This is a genomic window from Streptomyces sp. NPDC007088, from assembly GCF_042869355.1.
Taxonomy (GTDB): Bacteria; Actinomycetota; Actinomycetes; order Streptomycetales; family Streptomycetaceae; genus Streptomyces.
In genome coordinates, this window is the sequence record NZ_JBIAFO010000020.1 from 1 (window position 1) to 24,035 (window position 24,035).

Annotated in this window: 9 protein-coding genes; all 9 read left to right on the forward strand. The window is 70.8% G+C overall.

The features are described 5' to 3' along the window. Positions 1-18: 18 nt before the first annotated feature. Positions 19-3,447 carry an amino acid adenylation domain-containing protein gene (locus ACFYMP_RS26080; RefSeq protein ID WP_388862035.1) on the forward strand — a complete coding sequence of 1,143 codons (3,429 nt, stop codon included), beginning with the start codon at positions 19-21 and terminating at the stop codon, positions 3,445-3,447. Then, positions 3,447-13,457, forward strand: coding sequence for an amino acid adenylation domain-containing protein (locus ACFYMP_RS26085; RefSeq protein ID WP_388862037.1), 10,011 nt, complete (start codon positions 3,447-3,449; stop codon positions 13,455-13,457). The genes ACFYMP_RS26080 and ACFYMP_RS26085 overlap by 1 nt, the downstream gene beginning before the upstream one ends. A gap of 60 nt (positions 13,458-13,517) precedes the next feature. Next, positions 13,518-14,306 carry a thioesterase II family protein gene (locus tag ACFYMP_RS26090; protein ID WP_388862039.1) on the forward strand — a complete coding sequence of 263 codons (789 nt, stop codon included), beginning with the start codon at positions 13,518-13,520 and terminating at the stop codon, positions 14,304-14,306. Beyond that, complete coding sequence (locus ACFYMP_RS26095; protein WP_388862041.1) at positions 14,303-17,938, forward strand: SDR family NAD(P)-dependent oxidoreductase; 3,636 nt, start codon at positions 14,303-14,305, stop codon at positions 17,936-17,938. Before ACFYMP_RS26090 ends, ACFYMP_RS26095 begins: the two co-directional genes overlap by 4 nt. Continuing rightward, complete coding sequence (locus ACFYMP_RS26100; protein ID WP_388862043.1) at positions 17,935-18,147, forward strand: MbtH family protein; 213 nt, start codon at positions 17,935-17,937, stop codon at positions 18,145-18,147. Before ACFYMP_RS26095 ends, ACFYMP_RS26100 begins: the two co-directional genes overlap by 4 nt. Before the next feature lie 4 nt (positions 18,148-18,151). Further along, a complete protein-coding gene (locus ACFYMP_RS26105; RefSeq protein ID WP_388862045.1) occupies positions 18,152-19,084 on the forward strand; it encodes an ATP-binding cassette domain-containing protein in 933 nt (310 codons plus the stop codon). Then, positions 19,081-19,908: an ABC transporter permease gene (locus ACFYMP_RS26110; RefSeq protein WP_388862047.1), complete on the forward strand. Its 828-nt coding sequence runs from the start codon at positions 19,081-19,083 to the stop codon at positions 19,906-19,908. Before ACFYMP_RS26105 ends, ACFYMP_RS26110 begins: the two co-directional genes overlap by 4 nt. A 163-nt stretch (positions 19,909-20,071) precedes the next feature. Continuing rightward, positions 20,072-23,047, forward strand: coding sequence for an amino acid adenylation domain-containing protein (locus ACFYMP_RS26115; protein WP_388862049.1), 2,976 nt, complete (start codon positions 20,072-20,074; stop codon positions 23,045-23,047). Between the two features lie 2 nt (positions 23,048-23,049). Then, entirely contained in the window at positions 23,050-24,027 is a 978-nt protein-coding gene (locus ACFYMP_RS26120; RefSeq protein WP_388862181.1) for a TauD/TfdA family dioxygenase, read from the forward strand. Positions 24,028-24,035 lie beyond the last annotated feature (8 nt).

Below are 24,035 nucleotides of genomic sequence, written 5' to 3' on the forward strand. Positions count from 1 at the left end.
TTGAGCCCGCAGCGGTCTATGGCGCATCATCCGTTGTTCCAGGTGATGGTCGTCTTCGACAACAACACCGAGGCGACACTCGACCTGCCCGGACTCCACGCCAGCGTCGAGAGCGCCGACCTCGACGTGGCCAAGTTCGACTTGACCTTCCACATGGAGGAAAGCTCCGAAGGGCTCAGCGGAGAGATCCAGTACTCGTCGGACCTGTTCGACGAGACGACCGCGCGGGGCCTGGCCGAGCGTTTCGTTCGGGTGCTGGAGGGGCTGCTCGCGGAGGTGGACGGCCCGGTCTCCGCGGTCGGGGTGCTGTCGGCCGCCGAGCACGGTCGTGTGCTGGAGGAGTGGGCTGCCGGGGCGGGGGTGGTGGAGGAGTGGAAGTCGTTCCCTGAGTTGTTCGCTGCCCGGGTGGCGGCAAATCCCTCGGCGCCGGCGCTGGAGTTCGAGGGTGCCGGGTTGTCGTACGGTGAGCTGGCGGCGCGGGTGGACGCGTTCGCCGGTCACCTTGCCTCGTGTGGTGTGGGGCCGGAGTCCGTGGTGGCCGTGGCCTTGCCGCGGTCGGTGGATCTGGTGGTGTCCCTGCTGGCGGTGCTCAGGGCCGGTGGTGCGTATGTGCCGGTGGACCCGGGTTATCCGGCGGAGCGGGTGGCGTACATGCTGTCGGACTCCCGGCCGGTGCTGCTGGTGACCGACAGCGCCACGCTGCCGGGGCTGGGCGACCCCGCAGTACCGGCGGTGCTGGTCGACGATCTGGAACTCACCGGTGAGCTGCCCCCCGAGGTGCGCCTCGACCCCGAGCACCCGGCCTATGTCATCTACACGTCGGGGTCGACGGGACGTCCCAAGGGGGTGGTCGTACCGCACCGTGGTATCGCTTCCCTGGCCCGGGCACAGCAGGACGCGTTCGGGGTGGGGCCGGGCAGCCGGGTACTTCAGTTCGCCGCGCTGAGCTTCGACGCGACGGCCTGGGAGATCGTGATGGGGCTGCTGTCCGGGGCGACTCTGGTGGTGGCGCCGGCGGAGCGGCTGATGCCGGGACCCGACCTGGCTGCGCTGTGCGCCGAACGGGCCGTGACGCATGTGACCTTGCCACCGACGGCGTTGGCGGTGCTGCCTGAGGGTGCCCTGCCGGCCGGTGCGACGGTCGTCGTGGCGGGCGAGGCGTGCCCGCCGGAGCTGGTGGCCCGCTGGACGGCGGAACACCGCATGATCAACGCGTACGGCCCGACAGAGACGACCGTGTGCGCCACGATGAGCGCGCCGTTGTCGGGCGGGTCGGTACCGCCGATCGGCCGTCCCATCGTGGGGACACGGGTGTACGTGCTGGACGGGGCCCTGCGCCCGGTGGCCCCCGGTGTCGCCGGTGAGCTGTACGTGGCCGGCGCGGGCCTGGCCCGCGGCTATCTCGGGCGCCCCTCACTCACGGCCGAACGGTTCCTTCCTGATCCCTTCGGCCCGGCGGGGACCCGGATGTACCGCACCGGGGATCTGGTCCGGTGGACGGACGAGGGGGAACTGTCCTATCTGGGCCGGGCCGACTCCCAGGTGAAGCTGCGGGGATTCCGCATCGAGCTCGGCGAGGTGGAGAGCGCCCTCAACGCGGTGCCCGGCGCGAGCCGGGCGACCGCCCTGGTCCGCGAGGACCGTCCGGGCGACCGGCGCCTGGTCGCCTACTACGTTGGCGACGCGGACCCGGTGACCGTCAGGGCGCGCATCGCGAGCGGGCTGCCGGGTCACATGCTCCCCTCTGCCCTCGTCGTTCTCGACAACATCCCGCTGATGCCGAACGGCAAGGTCGACCGGGCGGCGCTCCCCGCACCGCAGGGGCCCACCTCCGCCGGCACTGGCCGCCGTCCCGCCGACGCACGCGAGGAACTGCTCTGCGAGATCTTCGCCGACGTCCTCGACCTGCCCGCCGTCAGCCCCGACGCGGACTTCTTCGACTTCGGGGGCGACAGCATCATGTCGATCCAGGTGGTCAGCCGGGCCCGCGCGGGCGGGCTGCTGGTCTCGGCCCGCGACATCTTCAAGGAGCGCACCCCGGCCCTTCTGGCTCAGGCGGCCACAGCGGTTCCGGCGGCGGCGGAGGACCGGGACGCGGGCACGGGCACCTTCCGGCCCACGCCGATCATGCGCTGGCTGGAGCGGTACGAGGCCACCGACGGTTTCAACCAGTCGATGACCGTACGCGTCCCGGCCGGCCTCGACGAACAGGCACTGGACCAAGCCGTTCAAGCCCTGACCGACCACCACGACCTCCTGCGCCTGCGCCACCACCCGGACGGGACGTACGAGGTGCGCGAGCGCGGAACCGTACCGGTCCCGGTCAGGCGGGCCGAGCCGGACGACGATCGAGCCGCGGAGGCGGCCCGCCGGGAACTGGCCCCGGCGACGGGTGAGGTCGCACGCTTCGTCTGGTTCGACGCCGGACCCGACACGCCGGGCACGCTGTTGATCGTCCTGCACCACCTGATCGTCGACGCGGTGTCGTGGCAGATTCTGCTGCCCGATCTCGCCGCCGCGTACGAGGCGGCATCCGCGGGCCGGGCCCCGGCGCTCGCTCCCGTCGCCACGTCGTACCGGACCTGGTCCGGACACTTGCACGCGGCGGACCGGCGGGCCGAGCTCCCGGTGTGGCGGGAGATCGCCGCTACCCCGGAGCCGCTCCTGGGCACCCGTCGGCTGGACCCGGCGATCGACACCGCCGCCACCAGCAGGGAGATCGAGCTCACCCTGGAACCGGACGTCACCGAGGCGCTGCTCACCAGGGTGCCGGCGAGCGTCAACGGCAGCATCACGGACGCACTGCTGTGCGGGCTGGCGACGGCGGTCGTCGGGCACCGCGGAGCCGGACCGGTCCTCGTGGACCTCGAAGGCCACGGCCGGGAACACATCGTCGACGGGGTGGACACCTCACGGACGGTCGGCTGGTTCACCAGCCTCTACCCCGTCAGGCTCACTCCGGAGGGCCGCCTGCCCATCGACCGGCTCAAGGCGGTCAAGGAGCAGTTGCGAGCGTTCCCGGACAACGGTGTCGGGTACGGCATCCTGCGTCACCTGACAGATGAGACCGGTCTGGACGTCTCGCCGCAGATCGGTTTCAACTACCTGGGCCGCTACACCGACGGCGATGACGCGGATGACTGGCAGACCGTCGACGGGCCGACCCCCGCGCCGAGGTCCCCCGAGATGGCGATGACACACGCGATCGAGATCACCGCGGTCACCGAGAGCCACGAGGGCCGTCCGCGCCTCGTCGCCACCTGGGCCTGGGCCTCCGGACTGCTTGCGGAGTCCGAGGTACGGGGGCTGGCCCAGGGGTGGTTCGACGCGCTCACGGCCCTCGCGGACGAGCGGCCGGACGCGGTCGGACTGACGCCGTCAGACCTGAGCGACGACCTGTCACAAAGCGAGATCGACAGCCTTGAGGCTGAACTGGGGGATTGGTAATGAAGCGCTCACGGCTCGAGGACGTACTGCCCCTGACACCGTTGCAGGAGGGGCTGCTCTTCCACTCCCTCTACGACGACGAGGCGGTGGACGTCTACAACACCCAGCTCGTGCTGGAGCTGTCCGGTGAGGTGGACGGAGCCCTGCTGCGCCGCAGTGCGGAAGCCGTCCTGCGCCGGCACGCCAACCTCCGGGCGGGTTTCCGGCTGCGGGCCAACGGCCGGCCGATGCAGATCATCCCCCGGGACGTGAAGCCCGGGTGGTCCGAGTCGACCCTCCGGGCCGAGGAGCTGGACGTGTTCCTGACGACCGAACGGGCCACCCGGTTCGACCTCGGCCGGCCGCCGCTGATCCGGTTCGCTCTGGTCCACCTCGGTCCGCGAGACCATCGGCTGGTGGTGACCAACCACCACATCCTGCTCGACGGCTGGTCGGCTCCCCTGCTGGTCGACGAGCTCTTCGCGGTCTACGAGGCGGGGGGCGGCACCGACGGCCTGCCTCGGGTCACCCCGTACCGGGAATACCTGGGCTGGCTCGCCCGGCAGGACGCGGATGCCGGCGTCGAGGCGTGGCGGACGGCGCTCGCCGGCCTCGACGGGCCGACCACGGTGGCCCCCGGAGCCCCCGCGGGCACGGTGCTGCCCGAGCGGATCGCCGCCGAACTGCCGCCGCAGACCACGAGCCGACTGGTCCGGGTGGCGGCCGAGCGGGGCCTGACCGTGAACAATCTGGTACAGGGCGCCTGGGCGATGGTGCTCGGGCAGCTCACCGGCCGCAGCGATGTCGTCTTCGGCGCCACGGTCTCCGGCCGCCCGGCGGACCTGCCCGGCGTCGAGGACATGATCGGCTCGTTCATCAACACCATCCCGGTACGCGTCGGGCTGGACCCCGCCGTACCGTTCGCCGAGGCCGTTGGCGCCCTGCAGCGCCGGCAGGGCGACCTGCTCGACCACCATCACGTCAGCCTCGCCGAGATCCAGCGGGCGGCTGGCCTGGGGGAGCTCTTCGACTCGATCCTCGTCTTCGAGAACTACCCCTTCGACGAGGCCGGGAAGGGACCGGAGGCCACGCTCAGGATCGCCGACATGGACGGTGGCGGCGCGACCCACTACCCGCTCAGCCTCATCACCGGCATCGCGGGAGACCGGCTCGTCGTCCGGCTCGACATCCGTCCCGAACAGTTCGACAGGGAGCAGGGCAGCGCCATCGCGGCCCGGTTCCTCCAGGTCCTCGAAACAGTCGCCACCGACCCCGACCTTCCCGTCGGCCGCATCGAGGTGACCCTGCCCGCCGAGCGGGAACAGGTCGTCGAGACGTGGAACGCCACAGATCTCGAACTGCCCGCCACCGTCCTGCCCGAGCTGCTCGAAGTCCAGGCGGCCCGTACCCCCGGCCGGGTGGCCCTGGTCCTGGAGGGCGAGGAGTTCACGTACGGGGAACTGCACGCACGTGCCAACCGGCTGGCACGCCACCTCATCGGCAGGGGGGCGGGGCCGGGCGAACTCGTGGCACTCGCCCTGCCCCGCTCGGTGGACCTCCTGGTCGGACTGCTCGCGATCGTGAAGACGGGCGCGGCGTACCTTCCCGTGGACGCCGGGTACCCGGCCGAGCGCATCGCCCACATGCTCGCCGACGCCACTCCGATCTGTGTGCTGGACGGCCCGTACCTGGCCGGTACGGACATCACGGGGTACGAGGACACACCGCTCACAGATGCCGACCGGCTCCGTCCGCTGCGCCCCTTCCACCCGGTGTACGTCATGTACACCTCCGGGTCGACCGGCCGTCCCAAGGGGGTCGTCATCCCGCACACCGCGGCCCTCAACCGGCTCGACGGCATGCAGCGTGCTTACGCTCTGTCGGCCGACGACCGAGTGCTCCAGAAGACCGCCACCAGTTTCGACGTGTCGGTGTGGGAGCTCTTCTGGCCGCTGCTGCGGGGGGCCGCGATAGTGCTCGCCAAGCCGGACGGGCACCGCGATCCCGAGTACCTTGCCGAGCTGATCCGGACCGAACGCGTGACCACGGCCCACTTCATCCCCGCCATGCTCGCGGCGTTCGTGCAGACACCGCAGCTCGCCGACTGCACCAGCCTGCGCCGTGTCTTCTGCGGCGGCGAGGCCCTGCCGGCGGACCTGTGGCAGAGCTTCCGCGACATGCTCGACGTTCCCCTCCACCACCTGTACGGCCCGACCGAGGCCACCGTCGACGTCACGGCCTGGGACGGTGGCCAGGAGTGGGACCAGGGCAACGCGCCCATCGGCTTCCCCGTGTGGAACACCCGCGTCTACGTACTCGACGCGGCGCTGCGACCGGTTCCGCCCGGTGTCGTGGGCGAGCTCTACCTCGCGGGCGCCCAACTCGCGCACGGCTATCTGAACCGGCCGGGCCTGAGCGCGGAGCGCTTCGTGGCCAATCCGTTCGGCCCGGCAGGGGCGCGGATGTACCGCTCCGGCGACCTGGGGCGATGGAACACCGACGGCTCGCTCCAGTTCGCCGGCCGCGCCGACCGCCAGGTCAAGGTGCGGGGGGTCCGGATCGAGCTCGACGAGATCCGGGCCACGGCGGCTGAACTGCCGGAGGTGGGGCAGGCCGCCGTCACCGCGCTGGACGAGCGTCTCGTCGCCTACGTCGTTCCCCGTGACGACCGGATCGGTGACGACCTGATCCGCACGGTGCGGGAGCACCTCGCCGCGAGACTGCCCGAGGTGCTCGTACCCGGCGCGATCGTGCTTCTCGACGCCCTGCCGCTGACCCCCAGCGGCAAGCTCGACACCGCGGCACTGCCCGCCCCCGAGTTCGCCGCCGATCCGGCGGCGAGGGACGCGGCGACGCCACAGCAGGAAATCCTCTGCGGGCTGTTCGCAGAGGTGCTCGGACTGCGGCGGGCCGGTGTCGACGACGACTTCTTCGCACTGGGCGGGCACTCGCTGCTCGCTACTCGGCTGGTCAGCCGTATTCGCACCACGTTCGCCGTCGAGCTGCCGGTCCGGGCGCTGTTCGAGGCACCGACCCCAGCCGGGATCGCTCTCCGCCTCGACACGGCGGCCGGTGCCCGTCCGCCGATCCTCGTCGGCTCACGCCCCGACCACCCGCCACTGTCGTACGCGCAGCGACGTCTCTGGTTCCTGTACCGGCTGGAGGGTCCTGCCGCCACCTACAACCTGCCGATCGTGCTGCGCCTGACCGGCCGGCTGGACCGTTCCGCGCTGCGGGCCGCGCTCACCGACGTCGTCGAACGGCACGAGGCCCTGCGGACCACCTTCCCCGACTTCGCGGGCTCGCCCTACCAGCACGTCCTGCCTCCCGAGGTCGAGCTGAGAGTGGAACCCTTCTCCCCGCAGGCCCTCGACGCGGCGGCCGGATACGCCTTCCGCCTCGAACGGGAAGCCCCGCTGCGCGTCACGCTCTTCGAGTCCGGCCCCGACGAGCACACCCTGCTCCTGCTCATGCACCACATCGCCGGCGACGGCTGGTCCGCCGCCCCGCTCGCGAGCGACCTCGCCACCGCCTACGCGGCCCGCCGCGCCGGTGAGAGTCCCACGTGGCCGGCCCTGCGTGTGCAATACGCGGACTTCGCCCTGTGGCAGCACGAACTTCTCGCCGGAGAGGAGAACCCCGAAAGCCTGATCGCCCAGCAACTCGCCTACTGGCGAACTGCGCTGGCCGGTTCCCCGGAACTGCTCGAACTGCCCACCGACCGCCCGCGTCCGGCGGTCGTGGGTAACGGTGGTGGTGTCGTGGAGCTGAACCTGCCCGCCGGCACCCACGCGTTGCTCGTGGCGCTGGCCAGGGCCCAACAGGCGAGCGTTTTCATGGTGGTCCAGGCCGGCATCGCGACCCTGCTGACCCGAATGGGAGCGGGCACCGACATCACCTTGGGCACGGCGATCGCCGGCCGTACGGACGAGACGCTGGACGATCTCGTCGGTTTCTTCGTCAACACCCTGGTGCTGCGTACCGATGTCTCCGGCGACCCGTCCTTCGCCGAGTTGCTGCGCCGTGTCCGCACCGCCGACCTGGCCGCGTACTCGCACCAGGACGTGCCGTTCGAGCGGCTGGTCGAGGTGGTCAACCCGGCCAGGTCCCTCGCCCACCACCCGCTGTTCCAGGTGATGCTGACGTTCGCCAACACGGCGGGCGGGGACTTCGACATGGCCGGCCTCGACGTGGTCCGCGAGCAAATCGGCGCGGACACCGCCAAGCTCGACCTGTCCTTCTTCCTCGCTGAGGAGCACACCGAGGACGGCCGTCCGGACGGTCTGCGGGGTGCGATCCAGTACGCGACGGACCTGTTCGACGCCGAGACCGTGCAGGCGATGGCCGACCGTCTGGTCCGTCTGCTCACCGCGGCCGCGGCCGACCCCGGCCTCCCGGTCGGTGACCTGCCGATCCTGTCGGAGGAAGAACGCCACAGCGTTCTGGTCGGCTGGAACGACCCGGGGCACGACGTGCCCCGCACGACGGTGCCGGAGTTGTTCACCGCCCAGGCGGCCCGGACCCCCGGGGCCACCGCCGTGGTGTGCGGCGACGACCGCGTCACGTACCGCGAACTGGCGGACCGCGTCGAACGACTGGCTGAAATCCTGGTCGCACGGGGCGCAGGACCGGAGACGTTCGTGGCCATCGCCCTGCCGAAGTCCGTCGATCTGGTGGTGGCGGTGCTCGCCGTGTTCCGGGCCGGGGCGGCCTACCTGCCGCTGGACCCGGAGCACCCCGCGGACCGGCTCGCCTTCGTGCTCGACGACGTGGATCCGGTGCTCGTGCTGACCACCAGTGCGGCCGGCCTCCCCGGCACACGTCCACGTCTCCACCTGGACGCGGACCTTCCCGCGCACACGGAACGGGAGGGACCTCTGCCCGGGTTCGTGCCGGACAGCGCCGCCGCGTACGTGATCTTCACCTCTGGCTCCACCGGCCTGCCGAAGGGCGTCGTGGTCGAGCACCGCTCGCTCAACTCGTACCTGTCGTGGGCCCGGGACGCCTACGACTCCGTGGAGCGCGGCGCACTCGTGCATTCGCCGATCTCCTTCGACCTCACCGTCACCGGTGTCTTCGCGCCCCTGACCGCGGGTGGCACCGTGGACCTCGTCGACCTGAACGGCGACGCCCCTGGCACGCGTCCCGCCTTCGTCAAGGCCACCCCGAGCCACCTCTCGCTGCTGCTGAACCTCCCAGAGGCGTTCTCCCCCGCCGAGCAACTCGTACTCGGAGGGGAGTCGCTGATGGGCGAACTGCTCGACGAATGGCGCCGCCGGCACCCCGGCGTGACCGTCGTCAACGAGTACGGGCCCACGGAGACGACCGTGGGCTGCACCGAGTTCCGCATCGCCCCCGGCGACGCCGTCCCCAGTGGTGTCATCACCATCGGCCGCCCGGTCTGGAACACCCGGATGTACGTGCTCGACGCGGAACTGCGGCCGCTGCCGGCCGGGGTGACGGGCGAGCTCTACATCGCCGGCCATCTGGTCACCCGCGGCTACCTCAACCGGCCCGGCCTCACCGCGGCCAGGTTCGTCGCGGACCCGTACGGCCCCCCGGGGGCACGCATGTATCGCTCCGGGGACCTCGGCCGGTGGAACCGCCACGGCGAACTGGAGTTCGTCGCCCGTGTCGACCATCAGGTGAAGCTGCGGGGTTTCCGGATCGAGCTGGGTGAGGTCGAGACGGCCGTCGGCAAGCACCCGGACGTGTCGCACGCGGCTGTCGTGCTGCGTGAGGACAGGCCGGGGGACAAACGCCTGGTGGCGTACGTGACGCCGGCCGGGACAGATCTGGCGGCGGTGAGGACGTACGTCGCCGAACGGCTTCCCGAGTACATGGCGCCGTCCGCGTACGTGGCGATGGAGCAACTGCCCTTCACCGCTAACGGGAAGCTGGACCGGGAGGCCTTGCCGGAACCCGAGGCGACGATCACGTCCGCCCAGGGCCCCCGGGACGCCCGGGAGGAAGCCCTGTGCGCGATCTTCGCCGAGAGCCTGGGCGTGCCCTCGGTCGGCATCGACGACGTCTTCTTCGATCTCGGCGGGCACTCGCTGCTCGCCGCCCGGGTCGTCGCCCGCGTCCGGGACGAACTCGGCGTCGACGTCGGCATCCGGACTCTCTTCGAGGCACCCAGTGTCGCCGGTTTCGCCGCGCGGATCGCCGAGTCGGCACCGGCCGTCGACCGGTCCCGGCCCCCGCTGACCCCGCGACCGAGGCCCGAGCGGGTGCCCCTGTCGGCTGCCCAGCGCCGTCTGTGGTTCATGTACCGCTTCGAGGGCCCGTCGCCCACGTACAACGTCCCGCTGGCGCTGCGGCTCACCGGTCGGGTCGACCGGTCCGCGCTGCGAGCTGCCCTCGCCGACGTGGTGGACCGGCATGAGAGCCTGCGCACTGTCTTCGGGGACGAAGGGGGCGTGCCGTACCAGCGGATCGTGACCGCGGAACCCGTTCTGGTGGAAGCGCCGGGCGACGACGTCGCCGCAGCTGCCGGGTACGCGTTCGAGCTCGACCGCGAGCTGCCCATCCGCTGCTGGCTCTTCACCCGGAGCGAGGGAGACCACGTCCTGCTCCTGCTCGTCCATCACATCGTCAGCGACGGCTGGTCGACGGGGCCGCTGCTGCGCGATCTGGCCACTGCCTACGGGGCACGCCGCGCCGGGCGTACTCCGCGCTGGACACCGCTTCCGGTGCAGTACGCCGACTACGCTCTCTGGCAGCAGGAGGTCCTCGGAGAGGAGAGCGACCCGGACAGCGTGCTGGCGCGCCAGACCGCGTTCTGGCGCGACACCCTCGCGGGCGCCCCCGACCTGCTAGACCTCCCCCTCGACCGCCCCCGGCCCGCCGTTCTCAGCCACCGCGGTGGATCGGTGCCGCTGACGATCGGGCCCGGCCTGTACCGCGCCGTCGTCGACCTGGCCCGCCGGCGGCACGTGAGCGTGTTCATGGTGGTGCAGGCAGCCGTCGCCGCCCTGCTGTCCCGGTACGGGAGCGGCTCGGACATCCCGCTGGGCTGCGCGATCGCCGGGCGCGACGAGGAGGCCACCCGCGATCTGGTCGGCTTCTTCGTCAACACGGTCGTCCTGCGCACCGATGTCTCGGGCAGCCCGTCCCTGCACGAGCTTCTCGACCGGGTACGGGAGACCGACCTGGCCGCGTTCACCCACCAGGACGTCCCCTTCGAGCGGCTCGTCGAGGCGCTGAACCCGACGCGCTCACCGGCCCACCATCCTCTGTTCCAGGTGATGCTCACCCTGCAGAACCTCGAAGTCTCAGAGCCCCAGCTCCCGGGTCTGGTCGTCGCCGGGGAGCAGGTCGACACCGAGTCCGCGAAGGTGGATCTGGCCTTCGTCCTGGAGGAGGACGAGACCTCGGGGCTTGACGGGATCGTGCGGTACGCCGCCGACCTGTTCGACCCGGAAACCGCTCGCGGCCTGGCGGACTCCCTGGTCCGGCTGCTCGCCGCGGCCGTGGCCGAGCCCGACACACCGTTGGAGCGTCTCGACGTCCTGGGCCCCGGCCTGGGCAAGCTGGTCCTGGAGGAGTGGAACGACACCGCTCGCGCGGTGCCCCCGCTCACCTGGACGGAGCTCTTCGCCCGGCAGGTGGCCGCCTTCCCGGACCATCCCGCCGTACAGGACGGCGCCGAGACGCTCAGCTACGCCGAGCTGGACCTCCGCGCGAACCGGCTCGCGCACCTGTTGCGTGAGCGGGGGGCCCTGCCCGGTGAGATCGTCGCGCTGAGGCTGCCCCGTTCGGCCGATCTGGTGGTCGCCGTCCTGGCGACGTTGAAGGCCGGAGCCGCCTACCTGCCGGTCGACCCGGACTACCCGGCCGAGCGCGTCGCGTTCATGCTCGATGACGCCCGCCCGGTGTGCGAGCTCACACCCGGCTCCTTCCCGGTTCCCGTCGCGCTTCCCGACGAGGAACCGGTGGTCCCCCGGCACCTCAAGGACGCCGCGTACGTCATTTACACCTCCGGGTCGACGGGCCGGCCCAAGGGCGTCGTGGTGTCGCACCACGGCATCGCGGGGCTGTGCGCCAACCAGGCGGAGCGCTACGGGGCCGGGCCCGGCAACCGCGTCGCACAGCTGATCTCCCCGAGCTTCGACGCGAGCGTCTCCGAGCTGTGCCTCGCCCTGCTCACCGGCTCCTGCCTGGTGATCCCGCCGGGCGCCCTGGCGGGCGAAGAACTCGCCGAGTTCCTGGCCGATCGCCGTATCACCCACGCGCACCTCACGCCGGCCGTGCTGTCCGGCCTGCCGCGCACAGCGCTGCCCGCCCTGCGGACGATCATCACCGGCGGCGACGTCCCCCCGGCGGACGCGATCGCGTACTGGGCCGAGGGCCGCAGACTCGTCAACGCCTACGGTCCGACTGAGGCCACCGTGGACGTGGCGTCCTGGGTGCACGACTCGCCGGGCCGGCAGCCGGTCCCGATCGGCAGGCCCATCGCCAACGCCGGGGTGTACGTGCTCGACCGGTACCTCCGGCCCGTCCCGCCGGGTGTGGCGGGGGAGCTGTACACGACCGGGCCCGGTCTGGCCCGCGGCTACCTGCGCCGGCCCACCCTGACCGCCGAGCGGTTCGTCGCGAACCCGTTCGCGTCCGGAGGCCGGATGTACCGCACCGGTGATGTCGTCCGCTGGGACCGTGACGGTCATCTGGTGTTCGTGGGCCGGTCGGACACGCAGGTGAAGCTGCGCGGCCTGCGCATCGAACTCGGTGAGATCGAGGCCGCGCTCGCCGAGCAGCCCGAGGTGAGCCACGCCGCCGCGGCCGTCCATGGCGACCGGCTCGTCGGCTACGCCGTCCCGGAGGCCGGCGCACGGCCTGATCCCCGGGAGCTGCGCGGCCGGCTCGCCGAGGTGCTGCCGTCGCACATGGTGCCGGGCGTGGTGGTGGTGCTCGAGCGCCTACCGCTGAGTCCCAACAACAAGCTGGACCGCAAGGCGTTGCCCGTGCCGGAAGTCACGGCGGTGACGAGCGGGCGCGACCCGCGCAGCCTGCGCGAGGAACTGCTCTGCGGCCTCTTCGCGGAAGCGCTCGAACTGCCCCGGTTCGGGGTCGACGCCAACTTCTTCGACGCCGGTGGCCACTCGCTGCTCGCGATGCGTCTCGTCACCCGGATCAGCGGCGCGCTTGAGGCCGAGGTCGACGTGCGCACTCTCTTCGAGGCGCCCACTCCCGGCCTCCTCGCCGAGCGGATCGATCGTGCCGACGACACTGGACCCATGGTGGTGCTGCGCCGTGGTGGCGATCGCCCCGCCCTGTTCTGCGCCCCGCCGTCACTCGGCCTGAGCTGGTGCTACGCCGGGCTCCTGCGCGGGCTCCCCGAGGACGTGGGACTTCACGGTCTGCAGGCGTGGGGCCTCGACGGCCCGGGACCACTGCCCGACTCGCTGGCCGTATGGGCCCTCGAGGCCGTCGAGCAGATACGGGCAGTGCAGCCGCGCGGCCCGTATCACCTGCTGGGGTACTCGACCGGAGGCAACCTCGCGCATGCCATCGCCACCGCCTTGCAGGAGCAGGGCGAGGAGGTGGCTCTGCTGGCCATCATGGACGCCAGACCAGGGGACCCCGGCCAGGAAGGCCCGGTGGAGGAGCACCGGCTGCTCACCGCGGCCGACGTGCTCGCCCGGCTGAGCGACGACGCGGGCGGAGACCCGCATGACCGCGGTGACGAGGCGGAGCAGCGGGCGCGGGGTCTCGGCCTGGTGGGGGAGATCCTCGGCGGTGCGGCCGACGAGCGGCTCTTCGACGTGATGATCAACACCATCATGGTGGTCACCGCCCACCGTCCCACCACCTTCAAGGGCGAGGTCGCCCTGTTCACCTCGGGCGGCGAGGAGGGGGCCGCGAAGCTGGCGGCACATTGGAGCCCCTATGTGGACGGAAAGCTGGCTGTTACCTCGTTCGACTGTGATCACGACGGCTTGCTGGAGCCGGACGTACTGCGCGAGATAGCCATGCGTCTTAGGACGCCCCTTGAATGCGCCCCGGAAAAATCTGTAATAGAGGACCGATAAGAGTGCCCATTACCGTGCTGGGTATTCCTGTTGTCCCGCAGATTCTGAGGCGGCTCGGTCATGTCTGACAGGCTCATCGCAGAAACTCCCTACATTCGTCGTGCCGGACGGGCGAACCGGAAGCTCCGTCTCTTCTGCTTTCCGCACGCGGGAGCCGGAGCGAGCGCATTCGCCGGATGGCCGGCGCTTTTCCCGTCCGAAGTCGAAGTCGTGGCCGTGCAACTGCCCGGTCGCGAGGACCGCGTCGGCGAGCCGCGTCCCGCCTCAGTGGATGTCGCTGTCCGTGCGGTCGCGGTGGCCCTGCGGCCTTACCTTCAGGGCCCGTACGCGTTCTTCGGCCACAGCGGTGGTGCGCTGCTGGCGTTCGAACTGGCCAGGGCGCTGCGCAAGCGGGGCACCCAGCCCGGACATCTGTTCCTGTCCGGGCAGGCGGCCCCGGGCGCGGGCGAGGTCGCGCCGGAGCTGCACCGACTGTCCGACGACGAGTTCACCGCGGCGTTGCGGGACCTGGAGGGCACGTCGGACGGAGTGTTCACCGACCCCGCCCTGATGAATCTGCTGCTGCCGACCTTGCGCGCCGACTTCACCCTCTGGGAGAACCACCGGCATCGCCCCAGCGAGCCGCTTTCCGTACCGATCACCGCGCTCGGCGGGGACACTGACCCGCGCGTGCCCCTCAGCGCCCTCCGGGCGTGGAGGTCGCAGACCACCGGCCCGTTCTCGGCCGAGGTCTTCCACGGCGGCCACTTCTATCTCAACGACTCCGCCGCCGAGCTCACCGCGACCCTCAGCGGCACGCTGCTGGGCCGTGAGCCCGCGCACGCCGGTCAGGGGGAGCGGAACCGATGACGACACCCAGGCACGAGGCCGAGAACCTCCTGCGGGCGGCAGCAGAATCCGTCCCGGGGGTCCGCGAGGCGGTACCGCTGATGCGCCGGGAGGCCCGGCTCGACCGGGTGCGTTCCGCCGCGCCCCGCACCCCGGACGCCCCGGCCCCGACAGGCGGAGCGCCGGCCGTCGCGTACGGCGGCGAGCTGCCGGCGGACCCCGAGTTCCCGGCCACCCTGCAGGAGGCCCTCCGGCTCGCCGCCGCACTCGCCCCGGATCAGGGGACCGTCTACCTGACGGGCGACGGCGAGTACTTCCAGAGTTACCCCGAGTTGCTCGCGGAGGCCCAGCGGCTGCTCACGGGTCTGCGCACCACCGGCATCAACCCCGGTGACGCCGTGCTGTTCCAGTTCAACGACAACCGTGCCTTCGTCTCGGCTTTCTGGGCCTGCGTCCTGGGCGGCTACCTGCCAACACCGGTGGGCGCCGCACCCGGTTACGACCGCGAGAACGCCGTGACCACCAAGCTCCGCAACGCCTGGGAGCTTCTGGACCGGCCGCTCGTCCTCACCGACGCCTCCCTCGCCCCGGCGGTGGCCAGGCTGTCCGCTCTGTGGGATACCGACGATCTGCGCATGGCCGTGTTCGAGGAGCTGAACGACGGCCCACAGAGCACGGACTGGTTCCCGGCGACACCGGACAGCCCGGCCGTGCACCTGCTCACCTCCGGCAGCACCGGCGTGCCGAAGGTGGTCCGCCACGCCAGCCGCAGCATCCTGGCCCGCACCCGGGCCACCGCTGCCGCGAACGGTTTCGACGCGGACGAGGTCGCACTCAACTGGATGCCCCTCGATCACGTCGGCGGCATCGTCATGTACAACGTCCGGGACGTGGTGCTGCGTTGCCGGCACATCAACGCGACCATCGACGCCTTCCTGGCAGAGCCGACGCGCTGGCTCGACTGGATCGACCGATACGGCGTCACCAACACCTGGGCCCCGAACTTCGCCTTCGCACTCGTCAACGAGCGCATGACCGCGATGTCCGGACGCTCATGGGACCTGTCGACACTGAGGCACTTGTGCAACGCGGGCGAGGCCGTCGTCAGCCGGACCGCGGATGTGTTCATCGAACTTCTGACAGCCCACGGGCTGCCGGCCGACGCGATGCGTCCGTGCTGGGGGATGTCGGAGACCAGCTCGGGGGTGGCGTACTCGACGCTGCACGCCGGGAACCCGCACGTAGGCCGACTGCGGGTGAACAAGGCATCCCTCGGTGGGGCGCTGAGGTGGTCCACCGAAGCCGATGCCGTCACGTTCACCGAGGTCGGACCGCCGATTCCGGGCGTGAGGCTGCGCATCGTCGACGCGGATGGCGCCCTCCTGCCCGAGGACCATGTGGGACGGCTCCAGGTCACGGGGCCGACGATCATGGACGGCTACTTCCGCAACGAGCAGGCGAACAGCGAGGCGTTCACCTCCGACGGCTGGTTCCGCACGGGGGACCTCGCCTTCCTGCACGAGGGCCGGCTCACCATCACCGGCCGGGAAAAGGACCTCATCATCGTTCAGGGCGCCAACATCCTGAGCTACGACGTGGAGTCCATCGCGGAGCAGGCAGAGGGCACCGAAGTCACCTACGTAGCCGCTTGCGGCTGGTCCGGCGCGGGAGACAGCACCGACAAACTGGTGATCTTCTTCGTCCCGACTTCGGACGACCGGACCTCGGTCCACGACACGATCGCCGCCATCAAGGCGCGGGTGGCCGAGGCGTTGGGTCTCCAGCCCGATCTGGTGATCCCGGTGGAGCGGGACGACTTCCCCAAGACAGGAAGCGGCAAGATCCAGCGTGCCCAGCTCATCGCCGACCTCGACGACGGCAGGTACGCCGAGTGGTGCGACGAGGCGGACGCACCATGGTATTTCGAGCGCACCTGGATCGACAGCCCAGCCGAAAGCGGTGCGCTGCCCCCCGGACCGTGGCTGGTCTCCGAAGCCCTCGCGGAGGAACTCGCCTCCACCCCTGGCGTCCCCGAGCTCGCCGTCCTCCCGGCCGGCAGTCTCCCGCCGGCCGGACCGACCGGTGCCGTCGTCCATCTGGCGGAGGGAACCGACGCCCAGCAGGTGGCACTCGACGTGCTGCGGCTGCTCCAGGGGCTTGCGGCACGCGACAGTGTGCCCCCGCTCCTGGTCGTCACGAGCGGCGGTCTGTGGACGGCGGAGGGCGATACGCTCACCCTCGCCGCGGCGAGCCTCCCCGGCCTCGTACGGACGGCCGCGGTCGAGCGAGCGCTGCCGTCCGTCCGTCAACTGGACGTGGCCGACCCCGCGGACAGAGCCGCCGCCATCGTCACGGAACTCGCCTGCCCCGATGCCGACGACCTCGTCGCCCACCGAGGCACGCGCCGTTTGGTGCCCCGGCTGCGAACGATCGCGCTGGACGACCGGGGCGGTGACGCGTTCGTCACCGGTGGGCGCTACCTGATCACCGGTGGCCTCGGGGGCGTCGCCCACCCCGTCGCGGAGTATCTCCTGGCCGCCCACAGCGCGAAGTTGCTCCTGATCGGCCGGGGCCGCGCCGACCGCGGTGAGCGCGCGGAGCGCCTCAACGACCTGAGTGCCTTGGGCGAGGTGACTTACCACGCGCTCGACGTGGCCGACCCGGTCGCGCTGCGGTCCGCGGTGCGTGAGGCGGAGGCGCACTGGGGAGCACCACTCGACGGTGTGATGCACCTGGCCGGCGCCGACGTCTCCCACCAGTGGGCACAACTGGAGCGCCACCAGATCATCAGGGAGTCCCCGCAGGCATTCGTCGACGCCTACCGGGCCAAGGTCGCCGGCACTCTGGCACTCGCCGAACTGCTGGAGGACCGGCCCGGCACTCCCCTCGTGCTCTTCTCGTCGGTGAACGGCGAGTTCGGTGGAAGTTCCTTCGCGGCGTACTCGTCGGCCAACAGCTTCCTGCACGGATTCGCTGATCACTGGGGACGCGAGCGCGGCCGGCCCGTGCGCTGCCTGGCCTGGAGCACCTGGAGGGAGCTGGGCATGAACCGGGGAGCCCCGGCTGCCGCGGCCGCGGCACGTGGCTTCCGCACGCTCGACCCCGACGAAGGGCTCGCCTCGCTGCTGGCCGTACTGAAACAGGACCGGCCCACCGTGCTGGTCGGCCTCGACGGCCGCAACGAGCACATCGCTCGCGCCCTTGCCCCGGAGAGCATGCACACCGCGGAAGTGATCGTCGCCTACACCGGGACGGCGCCCGAGGCCGAGGTCCGGGCGGCCGTGGCACGGGTGGCCAGAGAGCTCGACCACCCCATGCGCTGTCTGCGCGTCGAGAAGCTGCCCGCCGATCGAGACCAGCTGCTCGCCGTCGCGGTCGCGGCGCTCGAACGCGGCGGCCGGCGTTTCGTGGCGCCGGCCACCGACCTGGAACGGGCTCTGGCGGGACTCTGGAGCGACGTGCTCGGTGGCGAGGTCGGCCGTGATGACCGCTTCTTCGACCTCGGCGGCAGTTCTCTGCGCGCCGCGCAACTGGTGAACCGCATCAACAGTGCGTTGACCGCCCGGCTGTCGGTGCACCACCTCTACGAACACCCGACGGTCGGCGCACTCGCCGCAGTGCTCGACCCCCCATCCGAAGGAGAACGAGTATGACCAATCCGTTCGAGGACGCGGACGGCACCTACGTGGTGCTGGTCAACGACGAGGGCCAGTACTCCCTCTGGCCTGCCTTCATCGACGTGCCGGCCGGCTGGCTGACCGCCCATCAGTCCGACACCCGCGACGCCTGCCTCGCGTATATCGAGAGTCACTGGACCGATATGCGCCCGCGCAGTCTGGCCACCGAGATGGACGTGCGTTAGCGCCATGACCCCGGCCATCGAAGTCGAGGGGCTGGTGAAGCGTTTCGGCGCCCACCGGGCCCTCGACGGAGTCAGCTTCGCGGTGCCCGCCGGACGGATTCTCGGCCTGCTCGGCCCCAACGGAGCAGGTAAGACCACCGCCGTACGCGTCCTGTCGACCCTGCTGCGACCTGATGCCGGGCGAGCCCGGATCTTCGGACACGATGTGGTGGAAGAGCCTCACGAGGTCCGGCGCTGCATCGCTCTGACCGGGCAGTTCGCCTCAGTCGACGTGGAGATCTCCGGAAGGGAGAACCTGTATCTCATCGCCCGCCTCCTGGGCGTGCCCGCCCGTCGGGCACGGGCGCAGGCCGACGGGATGCTGGAGCGGTTCCGCCTCGGTGAAGTGGGGGGCAAGCTCGTCCGCGAGTACTCCGGCGGGATGCGCCGACGCCTCGATCTCGCGGCGTCACTCATGGGCCACCCAAGGCTCATCTGCCTCGACGAGCCGACCACCGGTCTTGACCCGCACAGCCGGAACGAGTTGTGGGCGATGGTGAGAGCGCGCGCCCTCGCGGGCAGCACCGTCCTGCTCACCACGCAGTACATGGAAGAAGCCGAGGCGCTCGCCGACTCGGTGGTCGTGGTGGACAGGGGGAGAGTGATCGCAGCCGGCACGGCCGCGGAACTCCGGGCCCGGGTGGGCGGCCGGACGCTTCAGATACGGCTCGTGGACCCGCAGGACCTGGCAGCGGTCGCGGGAAGTCTGGCCCTGGAAGGTCTGCTCGGCCGCATCGACCAAGAGGCGGGCGTGGTCCGGCTGCCCCTCGGGGAGCCGGACGAACTGACGCGCGCCGTACGGGCCATCGCCGCCTCCGCGGTGGACGTGCTGGCCATGGACACGCAGGTCGCCAGTCTCGACGAGGCGTTCATCGAACTGACCAGGAGTGCTGAGTGACCTCGACCACCGACGCCACGCCGGACGTCAGAACTCCCGGTCTCGCCGGGGCCGCTCAGAACGGACCGAGGGACATCACCAGACAGTCCCTCGCCATCGCCAGGCGCAATCTGCTTCAGCTGCGGGGCGACCCCGGACAGCTTCTCGATTCCGTTGTCATGCCGATGGTCTTCACCTTGATCTTCCTGTACGTCTTCGGCGGTGCCATCTGGGGGGACCGTCCCGGCGACTACCGGCAGTTCCTTCTGCCGGGGATCATGGTGCAGACGCTGATGTTCGCCTCCCGGTCGACCGGGTACATGCTCGCGGTCGACTTCACCAACGGTGTGATGGACCGGTTCCGGTCCATGCCCATCTCCCGGGTGGCGGTTCTGGCCGGCCGTATCGTCGCGGACATGAGCAAGCTCCTGATGGGGCAAGTGGTCATGCTCGCCTTCGCGGTCGCCATCGGATTCCGGGTGGAGACCAACTTCCTGTTCGCGGTGGCCGCCGTCCTGCTCACACTGCTGTACGGCACCGCGCTGGCCTGGGTCTCGGCCTTCATCGGTCTCTCCATGCGGAGTCCCAACACCGTGCAGTCCGTGGGGTTCCTGTGGATGATCCCGTTCCAGTTCGGCAGTTCCATGCTGGTCCCGACCAGCACGATGCCGGGGTGGCTGCGGGCCTTCGCCGAAGCCAATCCGACGACCTTGGTCACGGACGCGTGCCGCAACCTGCTCGGCGGAGGGGCGATCGCCGAGCCGGTCCTCGGCACCGCGCTGTGGAGCGTGGGCCTCATGTGCCTCGCGGTTCCGCTGGCAGTATCCCGCTATCGACGTCGCTGAATGTGATCGATAACGGGATCGACAACGGGAGGGAAGCTCTCCCGAATACCTTTTCCCACTCCCCAAGTGGAGGAGCCCTCTTATGAGGTCCGGTCATACCGCCGTTCCGCGGTGGCAGACGAAAATCGGTACGGCCCCGGGAACGGCGACCGTTCGCATTCCGTTGGAATCCGAACCAACGGCGACAGAACTGGCCGCCGCACATGCCAAGGTCCTGGCGACTCTCAGCGGAGAGGACGAGGTGGCCTTCGGCCCCGCCCCCCACCGCGTGCCCGTGGCCCACACCACCTGGAGCGGCCTGGTGGACCGCGTCCGCGAGGCGGCCGTCGTGCCCGGCCACGGCTTCGAGACGACGACCGGGGGCCCGCCGGGGGAGTTGCCCGACGGCGTGGTCTTCGGGGTGTGCGTCGCTGATGGCGCGCTGGTGCTGACCTACCGCACCGAGGAATTCGACGCCGATCACGCGACCAGAGTCGCCGGGTATCACCGCACGGCCCTCGACCGCATCGCCGGCGAACCGGACGCCCCGCACGAGGGCCGCACCCTGCTCTCCGCCGGAGAACGACGCCGACAGCTCGTCGACATGGCCGGTCCGGCGCGAGAACTGCCCGACCGCCGCTTCCACGAGCTGTTCGAGGAGCGGGTGCGCCTGAGTCCCGAGAAGACCGCCGTGATCATGGGGGAGGAGCGGCTCACGTATGCCGAGCTGAACGCCCGCGCGAACCGGATCGGCCGGACCCTCCTCGCCAACGGTCTGCGGGCCGAGGACCCCGTCGCCGTGGTGACCGAACGCAACCCGGGCTGGCTGGCCCGCGTCCTGGCCGTGTTCAAGGCAGGCGGCGTCTACGTACCCATCGAGCCCCACTTCCCGGCCGACCGCATCGGCACCACCCTCGACCGGGCCGGATGCACGCTCGTCCTCACCGAACCGGGCAGCACCAGCGCCCTCGACGAGGCGCTGCGCTCGCGTCCGTCCGTCACTTCGCTCCGCGTCGACAGGAGCGAAGGGGCCGACCCGACGGACCTGGGTGTGGACATTGGCCCCGACCGTCTGGCCTACATCTACTTCACCTCCGGCTCCACAGGGAAGCCCAAGGGGGTGATGTGCGAGCACAAGGGAATGCTCAACCACCTCTACGCCAAGACCGACGACCTCGGAGTGGGCGAGGACACCGTCGTCGCCCAGATCGCACCGCAGTGCTTCGACATCTCGCTCTGGCAGCTGGTCGCGCCCCTGCTGGTGGGCGGCACGACGCTGATCGTGCCGCAGGACGCGATCCTCGACGTGGAGAGGTTCGTGGAGGTGGTCCGCGGCGCGGACGTGGCCCAGCTGGTCCCCTCCTATCTGGAGGTGGTGCTGTCGCACCTGGAGGAGCGTGGCGGCGGGCTGGGCCGGGTGCGCTGCGTCTCGGCCACCGGCGAAGCGCTCAAGAAGGAGCTGGTCGAGCGCTGGTTCGCGGCCTTCCCCGGCACCGTCCTCGTCAACGCGTACGGGCTCACCGAGACCTCGGACGACACCAACCACGAGGTCATGACCGAGCCTCCGGGCGGCGACCGTGTCCCCCTCGGGCCGGCCGTCGCCAACGTGAGGGTCTACGTGGTCGGCCCCGATCTCGAACCGGTGCCGCTCGGCTCGCCCGGCGAGATCGTGTTCGCCGGGATGTGCGTCGGGCGTGGCTACGTCAACGATCCGGAGCGGACCGCGGCCGCGTACGGCACCGACCCGCACCGTCCGGGGGAGCGCCTGTACCGCTCCGGCGACTTCGGCCGCTGGAGTCCCGACGGCAAACTGGAGTTCCTGGGGCGCCGAGACGCACAGGTGAAAGTGCGCGGCTTCCGTATCGAGCTCGGGGAGATCGAGAACCGGCTGCTCGGTGTCGCCGGCGTCCGTGACACCGCCGTGGTCGTCGTCGGCGAGAGTCTGGTGGCGTTCTACGCCGCTCCCGCCGACGTACCCACCGCGGAGTTGCGATCGTGGCTGGTGGCGGCGCTGCCGGCGTACATGGTGCCGCACCGTTTCCAGCGCCTGGACGCCCTGCCCCTCACCGCCAACAGCAAGATCGACAAGAAGAGGCTGGCAGAGCTCGCCGAAGCGGACCAGGACGGTCCGCAGCCGCCGGCCACTGGGACGGAACGCCGTATCGCCACCGCCTGGGCGGCGGTGCTCGGCGTGGCACCCGGACAGGTCGGCCGGGACAGCCACTTCTTCGCCTCGGGTGGCACCTCCCTCTCCGCCGTACGCCTCGTCGTGAAGCTCGATCGAGCCGTGTCGCTGAGAGACCTCACCCGGTACCCGCGCCTGAGTGACCTGGCCGCGTTCATCGACGGGACCGCCCGGCCGCAAGAGGCAGTTGCCGCAACGGGCGTGTTGAGCCCCCTCTTCCTGCCTCCCTCCCCGACCGGCACTCTCGTCTGCTTCCCCTACGCGGGCGGCAATGCCGTCAACTTCCGTCCTCTGGCCGGTGAACTGGCGGACAGCGGGCTGGCCGTCTACGGAGTGGAACTGCCGGGACACGACCTCACAGTCGAGCCCGAGCCCTTCCTCTCCTTGGAGCAGGTCGCCAAGAACGCGGCGAGTGAGATCGGCCGACTTGCCGCCGGCCCGATCCTGTTGTGGGGACATTCATCCGGGGCCGCGCCGGCCGTGGTGACCGCGCGCCTTCTCGAACAGGCGGGTCACGACCTGCGGGCCGTCCTGATCGGTGGCCAGCTCGTCGGTACCCCCGAGGCGCGGCGGAGGTCCAGTGCCGAGCTTAAGGCGCTCACGCCCCTGGAGGTCGCGGCGCGGCTCAGTGGCGACGGCGGCTACGCCGACTTCGCCGGGACGGACACGACCCGGGCGGCGCTGGTCGGCGAGGCGTACCGGCACGACGTCATGGAAGCGAACACCTTCTTCGCCGACTCCGCGGAGAACCCGCCGGTCACGCTCATCGAGGCCCCGTTGACCCTCGTCACCGCCGCCGACGACTCCGCCACCGAGGGCCACGAGAGCGAGCTTCACGCCTGGCGCGGCTTCGCCCGGTCCGTGCAGGTCCGTGAGCTGCCTGAGGGCGGTCACCACTTCTTCCGCACCAGGCCGGCGCAGACCGCGGCCGTCGTGCGGGCTGTCCACGACACGCACCAACGAGAGCGAGTGTGAAAGTGCCACCGATCGACACGGACCTCTTCGCCGGACTCGACGGGCGCCGTGACGAAGGCCGTCCGGCCGTCGTCACCGTCGCCGACGCGTCGGACCCGGCGGTCTGGGCCGCCCAGCACCGCGAAGCGCTGTACCGAGTCGTCGCCGCGCACGGTGCGGTACTGGTGCGTGGTCTGGGACTGACCGACGCCGCCGGCGCGACCGCGGTACTCAGGGTGCTGGGAGACGACCTGATGCCCGAACGCGAGGCGTTCGCGCCCCGCTGGACGTACGACGACCGTATCTACTCGTCCTCCAAATGGCCGCCCAACCAGCCGATGTGCATGCACCACGAGCTGAGCTACGCGGTCGAGTTCCCGGCCACGATGGCCTTCGCCTGTCTCAGTGCCCCCGCCACAGGCGGGGCCACCGCCCTGGCCGACGCCGGTCGTGTCCTGCGAGAGCTGCCCTCTGACCTCGTCGAGCGCTTCGAACGGGAGGGATGGCTGCTCACGCGCAGCTACAACGAGGACATCGGTGTCCCGTGGGCGGAGGCATTCGGCACCACCGACCGCTCCGAGGTCGAGAGGTACTGCGCGGCCAACGACATCTCCACCGAGTGGCGCGGCCAGGAACTGCGCACCCGCCAGCGCCGTTCAGCGGTGCTGCACCATCCGGCCGACGGCCGGCGGCTCTGGTTCAACCAGATCGCCTTCCTCAACCAGTGGACGATGGCGCCCGAGGTACGCGAGTACCTGATCGACGTCTACGGCCCGGAAGGGCTGCCGTTCAACACGAGCTTCGGCGGCGGCGCCGAGGTGACCGAGGACGTCGTCGCGGCGATCAACAAGGTGTACGACTCCATCACCTTCGCCGAGCCGTGGCGACCGGGCGACGTGATGCTCGTCGACAACCTCGGCACGGCGCACAGCCGATTGCCCTACGACGGAGCCCGAGAGGTGCTCGTCGCGATGGCACATCCCACCACCCGTCCCGTATAGAGGCTTGA

What these genes read in the sequence shown, in the direction of transcription:
- ACFYMP_RS26095 (WP_388862041.1), top strand. Translation starts at nt 14,303, where the DNA reads ATGACGACACCCAGGCACGAGGCCGAGAACCTCCTGCGGGCGGCAGCA.
- ACFYMP_RS26090 (WP_388862039.1), top strand. Translation starts at nt 13,518, where the DNA reads ATGTCTGACAGGCTCATCGCAGAAACTCCCTACATTCGTCGTGCCGGA.
- ACFYMP_RS26080 (WP_388862035.1), top strand. Translation starts at nt 19, where the DNA reads ATGGCGCATCATCCGTTGTTCCAGGTGATGGTCGTCTTCGACAACAAC.
- ACFYMP_RS26085 (WP_388862037.1), top strand. Translation starts at nt 3,447, where the DNA reads ATGAAGCGCTCACGGCTCGAGGACGTACTGCCCCTGACACCGTTGCAG.
- ACFYMP_RS26105 (WP_388862045.1), top strand. Translation starts at nt 18,152, where the DNA reads ATGACCCCGGCCATCGAAGTCGAGGGGCTGGTGAAGCGTTTCGGCGCC.
- ACFYMP_RS26100 (WP_388862043.1), top strand. Translation starts at nt 17,935, where the DNA reads ATGACCAATCCGTTCGAGGACGCGGACGGCACCTACGTGGTGCTGGTC.